This window comes from Rhizobium sp. TH135, from assembly GCF_002855515.1.
GTDB lineage: Bacteria > Pseudomonadota > Alphaproteobacteria > Rhizobiales > Rhizobiaceae > Allorhizobium.
In genome coordinates this window covers 196,492-210,452 of the sequence record NZ_PKRP01000007.1, presented here as the reverse complement: position 1 = coordinate 210,452, position 13,961 = coordinate 196,492, and the positions used below count along the sequence as shown (strand labels likewise).

Annotated in this window: 11 protein-coding genes; 7 read left to right on the top strand and 4 right to left on the bottom strand. The window is 59.5% G+C overall.

Translation table 11 applies throughout. The features are described from left to right. Window positions 1–21 precede the first annotated feature (21 nt). The gene (locus C0V73_RS20690) at window positions 22–2,778 is read left to right on the top strand and encodes a glycoside hydrolase family 9 protein (RefSeq protein WP_102021911.1); all 2,757 of its coding nucleotides are present in this window, start codon (window positions 22–24) and stop codon (window positions 2,776–2,778) included. A gap of 106 nt (window positions 2,779–2,884) precedes the next feature. Here C0V73_RS20690 and C0V73_RS20685 read toward each other — a convergent pair whose 3' ends face one another. The 3 genes from C0V73_RS20685 to C0V73_RS20675 form a co-directional block, all read right to left on the bottom strand. Then, a complete protein-coding gene (locus C0V73_RS20685) occupies window positions 2,885–3,691 on the bottom strand; it encodes a WecB/TagA/CpsF family glycosyltransferase (RefSeq protein ID WP_102021910.1) in 807 nt (268 codons plus the stop codon). Window positions 3,692–4,318: 627 nt separating this feature from the next. Continuing rightward, window positions 4,319–5,671, bottom strand: a complete 1,353-nt coding sequence (locus C0V73_RS20680) for a HAMP domain-containing sensor histidine kinase (protein WP_102021909.1) — start codon at window positions 5,669–5,671, stop codon at window positions 4,319–4,321. Next, window positions 5,661–6,329, bottom strand: coding sequence for a response regulator transcription factor (locus tag C0V73_RS20675; RefSeq protein ID WP_102021908.1), 669 nt, complete (start codon window positions 6,327–6,329; stop codon window positions 5,661–5,663). Before C0V73_RS20675 ends, C0V73_RS20680 begins: the two co-directional genes overlap by 11 nt. Before the next feature lie 156 nt (window positions 6,330–6,485). Here C0V73_RS20675 and C0V73_RS20670 point away from each other — a divergent pair, with 156 nt between their 5' ends. Next, entirely contained in the window at window positions 6,486–6,752 is a 267-nt protein-coding gene (locus C0V73_RS20670; RefSeq protein ID WP_102021907.1) for a PepSY domain-containing protein, read from the top strand. Between the two features lie 3 nt (window positions 6,753–6,755). Then, window positions 6,756–7,295, top strand: a complete 540-nt coding sequence (locus tag C0V73_RS20665; protein WP_102021906.1) for a cytochrome b/b6 domain-containing protein — start codon at window positions 6,756–6,758, stop codon at window positions 7,293–7,295. 103 nt (window positions 7,296–7,398) lie between these two features. Here C0V73_RS20665 and C0V73_RS20660 read toward each other — a convergent pair whose 3' ends face one another. Further along, entirely contained in the window at window positions 7,399–9,060 is a 1,662-nt protein-coding gene (locus tag C0V73_RS20660) for a phosphoethanolamine--lipid A transferase (RefSeq protein WP_245408059.1), read from the bottom strand. Window positions 9,061–9,515: 455 nt separating this feature from the next. On the opposite strand from C0V73_RS20660, the gene kdpF reads away from it, so the two are divergent. From kdpF to kdpC, 4 genes are read left to right on the top strand one after another with little or no spacing between them, the layout of a single operon-like run. Beyond that, the gene (kdpF, locus tag C0V73_RS20655) at window positions 9,516–9,617 is read left to right on the top strand and encodes a K(+)-transporting ATPase subunit F (protein ID WP_210200175.1); all 102 of its coding nucleotides are present in this window, start codon (window positions 9,516–9,518) and stop codon (window positions 9,615–9,617) included. Between the two features lie 14 nt (window positions 9,618–9,631). Next, entirely contained in the window at window positions 9,632–11,341 is a 1,710-nt protein-coding gene (kdpA, locus tag C0V73_RS20650; protein WP_102021904.1) for a potassium-transporting ATPase subunit KdpA, read from the top strand. Between the two features lie 9 nt (window positions 11,342–11,350). Continuing rightward, window positions 11,351–13,387 (top strand): potassium-transporting ATPase subunit KdpB, encoded by a 2,037-nt coding sequence (kdpB, locus tag C0V73_RS20645; protein ID WP_102021903.1) that lies wholly within the window; start codon window positions 11,351–11,353, stop codon window positions 13,385–13,387. 2 nt (window positions 13,388–13,389) lie between these two features. Further along, window positions 13,390–13,959 (top strand): potassium-transporting ATPase subunit KdpC, encoded by a 570-nt coding sequence (kdpC, locus tag C0V73_RS20640; RefSeq protein ID WP_102021902.1) that lies wholly within the window; start codon window positions 13,390–13,392, stop codon window positions 13,957–13,959. The last annotated feature ends 2 nt before the right edge of the window (window positions 13,960–13,961 follow it).

Below are 13,961 nucleotides of genomic sequence, written 5' to 3'. Positions count from 1 at the left end.
GTGGAAAGGTTTTCGAACTGTATGCCTAAATCGTTTATGCATGTCTTCAGTCTCATCATTATATTCTTTGCGGTGCCTTTCCAGAGTAGTGCGGCTGTCGATCAGGGGCAGGGTTTACGCGTCCACGAGATCACGATGGCAACGCCGGACACCATCGCGGTCGAGGTTCGAGATGCTCCATTTGTGCGCGGCGCCATTATCGAGCTGGATGAGGCCCTGGATGGACCCGTAGGATCTTGGATCCGCCACAGCGATGCCTGGGCAATGGTGATCGGCCCTCAGCGGCGCCAACTTCGACTTGCAGATATTCCGCCGGAGGCCTTTCTCGATCGAGCGGCTTTCAACGATCCGAATAGCTACCGGCTCAACGGTCAGGCGCGCGTGGTTTCCGTGTACCGCAAGTCGATGCCATATAGCTCGGGCCTGTTCAGAGGAGATGATGGGCAGACCAAGTCCGGGGCTACGTTCAAACACATTTTGTACCTGAAGCTGGATCAGGCTCTCGAACCGGGGGACTATCGAATAGAATGGCCGGATGGCAGCTTGCCGCCCGAAACCTTCAGTTTCGACCCCTTGAAGACGCGCGCTTTGGCGCTGCATGCCACACAGGTCGGTCATGCTGCTGCGGATGTGTCCAAGACTGCCTATTTGTCTCTCTGGATCCCGAATGGCCCGGACAACGGCGCCGTCGACTTCCGTCAGTATGGCATCAAGACGTTCTCCGTTATTGATGACGCGGGAGCTTCCGTTTTTTCTGGTGCCGTGCGACTTCGAACGCGGCCTTCGGATCCGGAACCCGGCAATGGTCTGCCTGCACCCTTGCTCGACCATGCCGCCGGCACTCCACGTCAGCTGGATGGGTTCCGGCCAGGATCGACCCCTTTCGTTGAAGCGGACGGTCATGGGCTGGTCGAGGGGCAACGCGTTCTTTTTCAACGTCTCCAAGGCGATCAGGACGCCTCTGCGTTGGCGGCGACCGTGATTAGGACCGATGAACAGGGTTTTGCTGTTACCGATATGGAGCGGCCTTTTCCTGAGGCGATAGCGCCCGGAGCGACATTCACACCAACCTACCGGGCCAACCGAGCCGGGACGTTCGTTTTCGAACTGGATTATTCCGAATGGGCGCCGCAAGCGTCGGGCCGCTACCGGCTTGCCATTCCAGGTCTGGGGGTGAGCGATCACTTCGAGGTTGACAAGGACCGATGGCTTCGCCTTGCCGAGTTAAGCTTTGCAGGTCTTTACCACCATCGCAGCGGCATCGCTCTCGACGGACGTTTCGGCTATCAAAGGCCAAGCTCTTTCCGTCCCGATAGCGGCTTTCAAATCCTTGAAAGTGCTCTGCCGCTGCTCTGGTCGTCAAACTGGCCCAATGGCTTTGTATCACTCGATGACGGGCTGAAAGGCGCGTGGAATACCGGACGTCAGGCTTCTGAGGAGTATTGGGGCGGTTACATGGATGCCGGCGACTGGGACCGACGCATCCAGCACCTCAGCATCTCCGACGCTTTCCTGGATCTTTGGGAGCAACTGCCACAGGACAAGCGTGCCGTTGCTCTAGGCATACCCAAATCCAGTGAAGTTCTGCCACTCCCAGAATATGCAGGTCTCGACGGCGTGAGTGATCTCATTCATGAGGCCGTCTGGAACATGGATTTCTACCGTCGCCTTCAGATGCCTGACGGTCGGGTGCGCGGAGGGGTGGAAAGCGCGGGCCACCCACTGCTGGGCACAACCAGTTACCTAGAGCATCTTCCTGTTTATGTATATGCGCCAGATATTGTGTCCACTTATCGCTACGCGGCGTCTTCGGCTCGCCTGTCGCGGATACTGACTGAGCTTAACCTTGCGGAACTTGCAGGCATCTATCGGGCAAGCGCGCTGGCGGCATGGCGGGCAGCGGAAGATGGTTTTTCTGACCCGGACGATTCCTACAAAGAGGCGATCGCGGCCGCAAATGAAATGGACGGTTGGGGCGGCGCTTCCTGGGATGCACGGAAGCCTGGCCTTCAAGCATCTGCGGCCGAGTTTAGGGTAGCCGCTGCCGCTTCCCTGTTTCGTCTTGAAGGAGATCGTCAGTTTGCAGAGATCTTCGAGGCCGGATGGCGGGGTGGGCGTGAGCTCTATTTCCACAAGGGTGACGCAGCTTGGGACTATTACCGGAGTGCAGGAGCCCAGCCCGCGATTCAGCGCCAGATCGAAGAGACTGTAATTCAGGAAGCAAACCTACTGCTGTCTGGCCAGTCCACTTCAAGTTATCCAAGCATGAAGCATCCTTATGCGCCGGCTGGATGGGGGCAGGGTGGGCCGCCAGACTTTTCCCAGAGCCAGTTGCTGTTCAGGGCCCATCAAATCACTCGTAACCCTGAAATCCTGGCTCTCATTCAACAGACATTGCATGGCCTGCATGGAGCCAACCAACTAGGCATGAGCTTCACGACCGGATTGGGCGTGCGGCAGATCGAGCATCCCCTGCATGAAGATCATCGAGCCATGGGTGTTCCGGCACCCGCCGGGATCACGATCTATGGATGGGCGCCGCAGAGCGCCTCTGCTTATGGATGGGTTTTTGGACCGGAGTGGTCTGCCTTGCCGGAAGTGGGTGATCCCGGCGTCATTGGCCACAGACGCATCGAGCCGGAGCGCTTTGCCTTGCCATACTTCGAGTATCTGGTGGAGCACCCTGCCGTCATCATTCAGCAGGAGTATACCGTCGATCAAACCATAGGGCCGGTCGCTTTTCTCGCGCTCTTCCTCGACGCGCAGGCGGGGCGCTGAAGGAGAAATCCCAAAATTGCGAGACGGTTGCCTCCGCCCCTTTGGAGCAAGCAAAGGCTGGAAAAGGCGCGCAGCTTCGTGCCCCGTCTCCAATGACGCGGCAAACTCAGCTTGTGGGGAGTGTGCTTTTCCTTGCGACCAACGGGCTTCGTTTCGTGATTTCTTTAAAGCACAGCCACGCCAATGGCGGCACAGCATAGACATATCGTCGCCAGAGACGCTTCGGGTTCGACAGAAGACGATAGAGCCATTCCAATCCAAAGCGTTGCATGACCACTGGTGCACGCGTCTGAAGACCCGTTATGAACTCGAGCGATGCGCCGCAACAGATGCAAATGCCGCTCGCATTTTTGCTTTTCGACAGTTCATGAGCGAGAAGCTCCGACTGTGGAGAGCCCACGGCAATGAACACGAAGTCTGCTTGTTTTTCGGTCGCGAATTCGACGCATGCTTGCATAGCGTCAGGGTTGCTGATCAAGCCCTGTGGTGGCACGTGGCATCGGAAATCGATCTCTGGAAAGCGCTCGGCCATTCGGCTGCCGACCTCGGCATAGGGAGCAATCAATACAACCTTGTCATGAGGGCGAATTCTCTCATGGAAAAGGTGGGAGGTGAGGTCCGAGCCGGTCACCAAGGTCATCCGGAAACCCAGCAATCGGGCGACCCAGTATATGGGTTTGCTGTCGCATACCGAGAGCCAAGAGGCCTTGTAGATCTCCCTCAGTCTCAAATCGCCGCGCATTCGGACGACATGATCGACATTGGGAGTGACGACGTAGCGAAAGTGCCCAGATCCGCGTTCGGCTTCTATGCGGTCGACTACTTCGCTAAACTTCAGCATGTTGTAATGGACGTCCATAAAGACGTACTTGACGTCGGCGTTTGTCGTCGCTGCTTCATCTTGGGCAATCATTTGTCACCAAACTCTTGGTTAAAAAATTTTTATGATGATCAATGATACGCGTAATATACATTTCGTCAATTGAGATGCTGAAGTCTTTGTGGTGACCTAAAGAGAAGATATTCTGCTTCCGTCATCGATATTCGGTTTCATTCTCAGTTTCTGGAGATTCAGCATCGAATAGATGTTACCTTTATGTTCTCGATTGAAGTCTGGATCCAATTGGATATTCTCTCTCGCGAGGCGTTCTGGTCGTGGGGCGAATTTTGCCCTAAGACTGCATGCGCGGCGGTAGGAATTTTCCCCGTCTGATTCATTGGGTTGTCGAATTCTATATTTGTTTTTCCTGAAATGGGTGATGTTTGCGTAGATATGATAGATTGTCGTTTCCTGCCTATCCGGGTATTCTACACCCTGCTTTTCTCCTTTTCTGCATGTGGACGAGACGAGTGTGTGCGGTAATTTTTAGAAGTCAGAAACTTTGAACCAAATAAAGTTGTACAATATAACAAATAGATATTGTAGCTTACTTGGGAGCCAGCGCTCGCTTAGGTTTTGTTAGCCGTCTTTGACGGCAGATGGACCTGGCTCAAGGCATCGCAGTTGAGCTGTCCTTGCTTCCAATCGCTTTTCTTGAATTTATTGTTCTGGCGGCGGGAGTGAGAGTTCACATTCGAAACCCGTACGCCCCTCAGGCAGCACCACAGTCCTCAAAGTCATCGAGCCGCCCATCTGCGCCACCAGCTTTTCGACGATTGCAAGACCGAGACCGGATCCGGGCTTGCTCGTGTCACCGCGCCTGAAGCGTGCGCGGTAAACATCAAGGTCTGGATCCAGCGGGACGGAAACGGCATTGGTCACTGTGATGTGCCCGTCTGCGGAAATGGCGATCGTGATCGGCTGTTCGGCATCGCCGTAACGAGCTGCGTTTTCCAGAAGGTTGTTGAAGGCTATGGCGAAGGCGTCTTGGTCGATTGCTCGGACGAGTGCCGATAATCCGGGTTCTGGCCGCAAATCGATCGTCGCGGTTTGATGCGAGCGTTGGAAAGTCTCGGCAAGCAGTTTTACGAGGGCGAGCAGATCAACGGGAGTGCTGGACAATCCGACGCCTGCCTCTGCACGGGAGAGCTGCAGCAGTTTTTCGAGCATCATCGACAGGCGACGTAGCGCTTCCAGCACGCGATGCGACCGCGACCGGTCATCCGGCTCGGTGAGTTGATCCGCCAACAGTTCCATCTGCGCGAGTGCACCAGCGAGTGGTGTTCGAAGCTCGTGGGCGCTGTTGGCGGCGAGGTCCCGTTCGGCTTGCAGCGCGAGCTTTAGCCGTCCGAGTAGCGTGTTGACCGAACCCGGTATCGTCGCGATTTCTGTCGGAAGGCCGTGCAAAGCGATGGGTTCGAGGTTGTTGCCATCGCGTCTGCTGATCGCGTCCCGCAGTTCATTGACCGGCCTTGTCGCCCGCACGACAATCCAGCGGATTGCGAACATGCCGAGCGGAAGCAGGAGCAGTATCGGCAGCAAGAGCGTCAAGGCGCTTTCAAGCGTCGCCTCGCGTCGATGCGCGAGCGAGTCCGCCACCTGGACGAAGAGCGTATCGCTGACCGTCGCGATCGTGAAGATGCGTCTGTCATCGCCGCTCCAGAAGCCGGGCGAGAGCGGTGCGGCATAAGGTTCAGCGCCGACATTGTGCGAATGCAGGAGCACCCGCCCGGAGGCATCCCGCACCTGGTAGGTCAGGTATTCGTCGGTCGTGCCAGGATTAAGCGCCGCCACCTGGTTCGGGCCTGTGCCCGTGTCGCGACGGAAGAAATCGTCGATGACGAGAGGGGCGAGGCGTTCGGTTGTCTCCTGCAGAGCGCTGTCGAAAACTTCATCGAATTCGGCACGCATGACGTGAATGGAGAGCCCGACCGCGATCGTCCAGAACACAGCGAGCAGGATCGACAGAGAAAGGACAAGGCGTCCGGCAAGGCTTCGGGTTTCAATTCGCATCGACGGAAATCCTGTAGCCGACACCGCGCACGGTCTCGATTGCCTCCTTGCCCAGCTTTCGGCGCAAGCGGCTCACATAGACTTCGACCGTGTTGCTCTCGACCTCCGCCCCAAAGGCGTAAAGCGCCTCCTCGATCTGTGCCTTCGACACGATGGCGCGTTTGCGGGCGATCAGCCTGTCGAGCACGGCCCATTCGCGGGAGGAGAGAAGGATCTCTGCGCCGTCCCGAGCCGCAAGCCGCCGCTCGGAAGGGTAAACTCCGATGCCTCCTATGGTGAGATCGGGCAGCTTGTGCGTGCCGTAGCGTCGCGATACGGCGTGAATCCGGGCCTGGAGTTCGCCGAGATCGACAGGTTTGACAAGATAGTCGTCGGCCCCGGCATTCAATCCGGCAATGCGATCGGACACCTGATCGTGGGCCGTCATGATGATGACGGGCATCTCGTCGCGGCGGGCCCGCAGAGCCTTCAGAATATCGAGCCCGCTCCCATCGGGCAGCCTGAGATCGAGGAGCACGAGATCATAGGCGGCTGCTTGAAGGCTCGCCTCGGCCTCGTCGCATGAGAGCGCCCAGTCCACGGCATGGCCCTGGCGGTGCACGTATGTCTTCACCGCATCGCCGAGCATTTCATCGTCTTCGACCAGCAAGACCCGCATTCATTTACTCCTGTCCAAGAGATCGTGATCTCTTGTCGCGCACGAAACTGACAGCCCGCTGAACCGCCCGCAAGGTCTGAACTCGCTCTTCAGGTGGCTGTCAGCTTGCGGGTCGATCCTCCCCTCGTGTCCAACACAAGGAAAGGAACACAGTCCATGCAGAAGATCATCATCGCTCTCGGCCTCGCAGCTGCCTTTGGCGGCTCCGCACTTGCTTCCGAAAAATGCAATGTCGCCATGGCCGACTGGAAGCCGCGCGAGGCGCTGCAGAACAAGCTTGAAGGCGAAGGCTGGAAGGTCCGCTCGATCAAGACCGAAGACGGCTGTTATGAAGCCTATGCCATCAATGCCGAAGGCAAGAAGGTCGAAGCCTATTTCGACCCGCAGACCCTGCAGTCGGTCGACATGAAGATCGAGGACTGATCGATGACGTCGACAGTCAAGGTCTGGGATCGTCCGGTCAGGCTCTTTCACTGGAGCCTCGTGGGCAGTGTCGCCTTGTGCTGGTTGACGGCGGACGAGTTGCAGAGCCTGCACGAGGTGGCAGGCTATGCAGCCGCCGGCCTGATTGGCCTGCGGCTCGTTCTCGGCATAGCCGGGACGCGTTATGCCCGTTTCAGCCAGTTCATCCGTTCGCCGAAGCGCACGCTCACCTATGCCGGCGACATGCTTCGCCACAAGGAGCCCCGCTATCTCGGCCACAACCCGCTCGGGGCCGCCATGGTGGTCGTGTTGCTTGCGATGGTCGGTGGTATCGCGCTCACCGGCTGGATGCAGACGACGGATGCCTATTGGGGCATTGAATGGGTCGAGGAGACGCATGAAGCGCTCGCTCAATTGCTGCTGGTGGCCATCGCCATCCATGTGGTGGGCGTCATTCATGCCAGCCTCCGGCATCATGAGAACCTGGCGCTTGCTATGTTCACCGGGCGCAAACGCGCACCGGATGGCGGCGATATCCTCTAAAAGAGAAGCCCCAACGAAACAAAGGACGCCGCAAACCGCGGCGTCCTTGTCTGTCGTGCGTAGGCTTGATGCATTCGGTAGACCGAGTTCCGAAGTGCCCCTCTCAGGACGATACGCCGCTGCGGCAGGCTGCAAAGATGTCGAGGGCGGGGTCATAGACCGTAGTCTTCACCTGCATCAGGCCGAGCACACTGTGGAAGAGATTGTCGTGCGAATGCGGTGAAGCCGCCTTGGATGTAAGGCACGGTTTGTCGATGCCCGTCGATTGGCGAAGGTCGGGTGACGTCCAGAGGACAAACGGAACGTGGGTCTGTTCTGTCGGCGCAAACATATAGGGCGCGCCGTGCAGATAGAGGCCGTTTTCCCCGAGCGACTCGCCATGGTCAGACATGTAGATCATCGCCGTATCCAGCGTTTTGGCATGGGCGCTCAGCTTGTCGATCACCTCGGAGAGGATATGATCGGTATAGAGCAGGGCATTGTCATAGGCGTTCCTAATGGTCTCCGGCGTGCAGGCATCAAAGTCTGCCGAGCGGCAATCAGGCACGAATTTCCGGAACTCCTCGGGATAGCGGAGATAGTAGGCGGGGCCGTGATTGCCGAGCTGGTGGAGGACCAGAACGGCGTCGCCATCGACCTTGTCCAGCCAGGCATCGAGGCCGTCGACCAGGATCTGGTCCAGACACTCACCGCCATGGCAGAAACGCGGATCATTCGATTTGAAGAAATCGGTCTTCTGGATCCGATCGGCGACATGTTTGTCGCCCGTGTTGTTGTCCCACCATTCGGTCTTGATGCCGGCATGGGTGAGGACATCCATCAGGTCCTCCGTCGCCAAGGCTTTGGCGTGCGAGTAGTCCCGTCGACCATAGACGGAAAACATGCAGGGCACTGAGACAGCCGTCGCCGTTCCGCAGCTTGAAGTGTCGCTGAAATAGGTGATGTCGCGCTTCGAAAGCTGAGGGTTCGTCGGGCGCTCGTAACCGCCGAGCTGGAAATTCTGCGCCCGCGCCGTTTCGCCAACCACGATGATCGTGACGCGCGGTCGGCGGCCGGCGGCCGGCAAGGCATCCGCCACCATAGCATCGGTGCCGATGGGTTGGAGAACGATCGCTTGCTCGCGCGATCGTCCAATCAGGAAGCTGGTCGCACTTCCGACGGGAAAGATCGGGTTCAGCGTCCGGATCCAGTCCCGATGTTCGCGGGTGCTGAAGATGAATGTGCCGCTGTTCGAGAGGCCGGCACCCGCAAAGATCAGCAAAGACGGCGCGATGATCATCAGATTGACCATGAGTTTTTTGAGGATCGGACGGTGCACGACCTCGACCCAGGCAATGAGCAGCGAGGGCAGGATACCAAAGAGGCCTATATGAAGGACGAAGGCACCGGTCATCAGGTGGCCGGCCTCGGCTGCATTGGTCTCAGCTGCGTTGCGGATCATCTCGGTGTCGATGATCACACCGAAGCGATCCATGAACCACGCACTCGCCACGCTGGTGATCACCATGAGGATCAGGGCCGGCTTGATCAGGTATTTGGCGGAAACCGTGACGGTCAGCGCAACGAAGGCGGCCAAAAGACCGACCGCCAGCGCAACGAGCGCGAAGCCTTGCCCCTGGAGATAGTGGAAGGACTTGCCCCAGAAAGTCCCGTTCATGAAAAACAGCAGATAGACTGCGGTGAGTATGCTCAGCCATTCGCTGCGCAGGCGCGGTCTGAACTTCAAAAGCGTCTTCGACAAGCCCGCTTCCTTTCGTGCATGGATCCTAAGATCCGATGCACTGCCGTGCAAAGCTGACAGACACCTGAACGTTGCTGAAAGCCGATGACGGCACAGGCAGGATTGCCACTGTACGTTCCATCTTCATTCCAGCCGGCTGGGAATAGTGCGGCTGCGCGCTCAGTTGGCAACCACCGCGATCCTTGTAGCCAAAGACCGTTGGTGTACTGTGGCGGCATCGGGACATCTCGAACGAACGAGGCAGACAGGTTCCGCTCGCTCAGCACCAGCAGAGCTGCATCACCAGTCACCCCTTCGGGTGCATCCTTATCTTTTCTTTACGCCCCTCTCAGCTCTTCCCAATCGAAGCCTGATCTGCCCGGGCGTAAATCATCTCCTGTATCAATAGGAGACCCTGAGATGTCCGACCTCATCTTTATCGCGCTTGGCGGCGGCACGCTTCTCGTGCTGGCCCTTTATGCCCGCGCGCTCGACCGGCTGTGAGGGCACCGCAAATGCTTGAACCCCTTTTCGGCCTCGCCGTCGCCATCGCCCTTGGCGTCTATCTCGTCGTGACGCTGCTGCGTCCCGAGCGTTTCTGATCGGGAGCAGATCCATGACCCTTGTCGGATGGCTGCAGATCAGCCTCCTCTTCCTCGCCGTCCTCCTCGTCATCAAACCACTCGGCCTTTACATGGCGCGGGTGTTTTCCGGCGAGCGGACCTTTTTGTCTCCCGTGCTCGGCCGCGTGGAGCGGGATCTCTACCGGGTGAGCGGCATCAACCCTGAGAAGGAACAGAGCTGGCTCGGTTATACGCTTGCCATGCTCGCCTTTTCGCTCGCCGGCTTCCTGGCGCTCTATACGATGCTGCGGCTGCAGGCCTATCTGCCGCTGAACCCTCAAGGGTTCCCCGGTCTGCCTTCGGATCTCGCCTTCAACACGGCAGTTTCCTTCGTCACCAACACCAACTGGCAGAACTACGCCGGTGAGACGACGATGAGCCATTTCTCCCAGATGGCCGGCCTCACCGTGCAGAACTTCCTCTCGGCCGCGACCGGCATGGCCCTTGCCGTTGCCATTACCCGCGCGCTGGCCCGATCCAAGGTCGCAACGCTCGGCAACTTCTGGGTCGATATGACGAGGGCCACCCTCTACGTGCTGTTGCCGCTTGCCATCGTCGTAGCGCTCGCCTTCGTCGCCATGGGCCTGCCCCAGACGCTCGATGCCTCGGTTACGGCAACCACGCTGGAAGGCGCCAATCAGGTGATCTCTCTCGGCCCCGTCGCGTCTCAGGAGGCGATCAAGCAGCTCGGCACCAATGGTGGTGGCTTCTTCAACGTCAATGCCGCGCATCCCTTCGAGAACCCGACTGCTTGGTCGAACTACCTCAACATCTTCGCCATGCTGTCGATCTCGGCCGCCATGGCCTACACCTTCGGCCAGATGGTCGGAAACCGTAGGCAGGGCTGGGCGCTGATATCGGCCATGGCGGTCCTGCTGATTGCTGGCGTGGCCATCACCTATTGGGCCGAAGCCCAGGGCAACACCATTCTGACAGCGATCGGTGTCGATCCGGCACTTGGCAACATGGAAGGCAAGGAAGTCCGCTTCGGCCAGGCCATGACCGCACTTTATGCCGCCGTAACCACCGGTCTCTCGAATGGCGGTGTCAACGGCATGCACGGCTCGTTCACGGGCCTTGGTGGTCTGGTGCCGATGTTCCTCATCCAACTCGGCGAAGTGCTGCCCGGCGGTGTCGGCTCGGGTCTCTATGGCATGCTGGTCTTTGCAATTCTGTCCGTGTTCGTCGCAGGCCTGATGGTCGGGCGCACGCCGGAATTCCTCGGCAAGAAGATCGAAGGACGCGAGATGAAGTTCGCCATGCTCGCCGTGCTCATCCTGCCGCTGGTCATCCTCGGTTTCACCTCGGTCTCCGCCATGCTTCCCTTCGCAGTGGCGAGCGTCGGGACATCCGGCCCGCACGGACTGTCCGAGATCCTCTATGCCTACACGTCTGCAGCCGGCAACAACGGCTCGGCCTTCGGCGGGCTCACAGGCAATACGCCCTGGTACAACACCACGCTTGGCATCGCGATGCTGCTTGGCCGCTTCGCCTATGTCGTGCCGGTCATGGCGATTGCCGGATCGCTCGCCGCCAAGGTGAAGTCGCCTGCCTCTGCCGGTACTTTCCCGACCGATGGCCCGCTCTTCGTCGGCCTGCTAATCGGCATCATCCTCATTCTCGGCGGCCTGCAATTCCTGCCCGCATTGGTGCTCGGCCCCATCGTCGAACACTTCGCCATGCTCGCCGGCCAGACCTTCTAAGGAACCATCATGTCAAAAGACCACAAAGCTCCCGGTCTTCTCGACCCCTCGATCCTGTTTCTGGCGATCCGCGATGCGTTCGTCAAGCTTGATCCACGCAAGCTCCTGCGCAACCCGGTCATCTTCGTGACCGAGATCGTCGCCGTTGTCGTGACGATCCTCTTCATCCGCGACCTCGCCTCCAATCCGGGCGAGGCCAGCTTCTCCGGGCAGATCGCCGCCTGGCTCTGGTTCACCGTGCTCTTCGCCACCTTCGCCGAAGCCGTGGCCGAGGGCCGTGGCCGCGCCCAGGCCGACAGCCTGAAGAAGACCAAGTCCGAACTCGTTGCCCGTAGGCTTGGAGCCAACGGCAAGACAGAAACCATCCCGGCCTCCAGCCTCAAGGTCGGCGACATCGTTCTCGTCGCGGCCGGCGAACTGATCCCGGGTGATGGCGAAGTCATCGAGGGTGTCGCCTCGGTCAACGAAAGCGCCATCACCGGCGAATCCGCCCCCGTCATCCGCGAATCCGGTGGTGACCGTTCGGCGGTAACAGGCGGCACGCAGGTGCTTTCGGACGAGATCAAGATCAAGATCACCGTCCAGCCCGGCTCTTCCTTCGTGGATCGCATGATCGCGCTGATCGAGGGCGCCCAGCGCCAGAAGACGCCGAACGAGATCGCCCTGTCGATCCTGCTTTCAGGCCTGACGCTGATCTTCCTGTTCGTCTGTGTCGCGATCTGGGGCCTTGCCGGCTATTCCGGCACGGTGCTCTCTGTCACCGTTCTGGCAGCCCTGCTCGTCACGCTGATCCCGACCACGATCGGCGGTCTGCTCTCGGCTATCGGCATCGCCGGAATGGACCGCCTGGTGCGCTTCAACGTGATCGCCACCTCCGGCCGTGCCGTTGAAGCTGCCGGCGACGTGGACACTTTGCTTCTCGACAAGACGGGCACGATCACCTTCGGCAACCGCATGGCGAGCGACTTTCTCGCCGCTCCGGGTGTCACACCGACGGAACTGGCAGAGGCCGCCCTCATCGCCTCGCTCTCCGACGAAACGCCCGAGGGACGCTCCGTCGTGGCACTGGCGACAGGCGCATTCGGTGTACCCATGCCGAAGGCCGAATTCGATGCCGTCATCGGCTTTACCGCCGAAACCCGCCTCTCCGGTGTCGACATCGGTCAACGCCGTCTACGCAAGGGGGCAGTCGACGCGGTGCTGAAGTTCGCCGGTCTCACGGATCAGGATGCGCCGGACGAATTCCGCCGCGCCGTCGATCAGGTTGCCCGCACGGGTGGCACGCCGCTCGGCGTTGCCGATGGAGACCGCCTGCTCGGCGTCATCCACCTCAAGGACGTCGTCAAACCCGGCATCAAGGAACGCTTTGCGGCACTGCGCGCTATGGGCATCCGCACCGTCATGGTCACCGGCGACAACCCTGTGACGGCCGCCGCCATCGCCTCGGAAGCCGGCGTCGACGACTTCCTCGCTCAGGCCACGCCCGAGGACAAACTCGCCTATATCCGCCGCGAGCAGCAGGGCGGCCGCCTGATCGCCATGTGCGGCGACGGCACCAACGATGCCCCGGCGCTTGCCCAGGCCGATGTCGGCGTTGCCATGCAGACCGGCACCCAGGCCGCCCGCGAGGCCGCCAACATGGTCGACCTCGATTCCAGCCCGACAAAGCTCATCGAGATCGTCGAGATCGGCAAGCAGCTCCTGATGACGCGCGGATCGCTGACGACATTTTCGATCGCCAATGACGTCGCCAAATACTTCGCCATCATCCCGGCGCTGTTCGTGGCGACCTATCCGGCGCTCGAAGCGCTCAACATCATGGGACTGACGTCACCGCATTCGGCCATCCTGTCTGCCGTTATCTTCAATGCGCTTATCATCGTGGCGCTCATCCCGCTCGCTTTGAAAGGTGTGGCCTACCGTCCCTCCGGTGCTGCCGCACTGCTGCGTCGCAACCTTCTGGTCTACGGCGTCGGCGGCCTGATCCTTCCCTTCGCCGGGATCAAGGTCATCGACATCGCCGTCAGCGCCCTTCATCTGGTGTAATCATGCTCAACCATCTCAGACCCGCACTCACCCTCGTCATCGCCATGACCGCGCTTACCGGTCTCGCCTATCCGCTGGCAATCAACGGCATTGCCCAAGCTGTGATGCCCGCAAAGGCCAATGGCAGCCTCATCGAACGCGACGGCCAGATCATCGGCTCCGCCCTGATCGGCCAGACCTTCACTTCGGACCGATACTTCTGGCCACGCCCCTCGGCGACGGGTCCGGATGCTTATAATGCGGCGGCCTCATCCGGCTCCAACCTCGGCACGACCTCGGTCAAGCTGAAGGATCGTGTCACCGCCGATGTCGAGCGGCTGGCTGCAACCGGCATCGCACAACCGGTGCCGGCAGATGCCGTCACCACCTCCGGCTCCGGCCTCGACCCACATATTTCGCCCGTATTTGCCGAAGCGCAGGTGATGCGCGTTGCGCAGGCGAGGGGGCTCCAACCGGCAGCCGTTGCAACGCTCGTCGAGCAGACGATCGAAAAACCCGACTTCGGCATTATCGGTCAAGCAAGGGTCAATGTGCTAGAACTCAACTTGGCGCTCGATGCCATGAACAGATGAGA

What these genes read in the sequence shown, in the direction of transcription:
- C0V73_RS20690 (WP_102021911.1), top strand. Translation starts at nt 22, where the DNA reads ATGCCTAAATCGTTTATGCATGTCTTCAGTCTCATCATTATATTCTTT.
- C0V73_RS20685 (WP_102021910.1), bottom strand. Translation starts at nt 3,691, where the DNA reads ATGATTGCCCAAGATGAAGCAGCGACGACAAACGCCGACGTCAAGTAC.
- C0V73_RS20680 (WP_102021909.1), bottom strand. Translation starts at nt 5,671, where the DNA reads ATGCGAATTGAAACCCGAAGCCTTGCCGGACGCCTTGTCCTTTCTCTG.
- C0V73_RS20675 (WP_102021908.1), bottom strand. Translation starts at nt 6,329, where the DNA reads ATGCGGGTCTTGCTGGTCGAAGACGATGAAATGCTCGGCGATGCGGTG.
- C0V73_RS20670 (WP_102021907.1), top strand. Translation starts at nt 6,486, where the DNA reads ATGCAGAAGATCATCATCGCTCTCGGCCTCGCAGCTGCCTTTGGCGGC.
- C0V73_RS20665 (WP_102021906.1), top strand. Translation starts at nt 6,756, where the DNA reads ATGACGTCGACAGTCAAGGTCTGGGATCGTCCGGTCAGGCTCTTTCAC.
- kdpA (WP_102021904.1), top strand. Translation starts at nt 9,632, where the DNA reads ATGACCCTTGTCGGATGGCTGCAGATCAGCCTCCTCTTCCTCGCCGTC.
- kdpB (WP_102021903.1), top strand. Translation starts at nt 11,351, where the DNA reads ATGTCAAAAGACCACAAAGCTCCCGGTCTTCTCGACCCCTCGATCCTG.
- kdpC (WP_102021902.1), top strand. Translation starts at nt 13,390, where the DNA reads ATGCTCAACCATCTCAGACCCGCACTCACCCTCGTCATCGCCATGACC.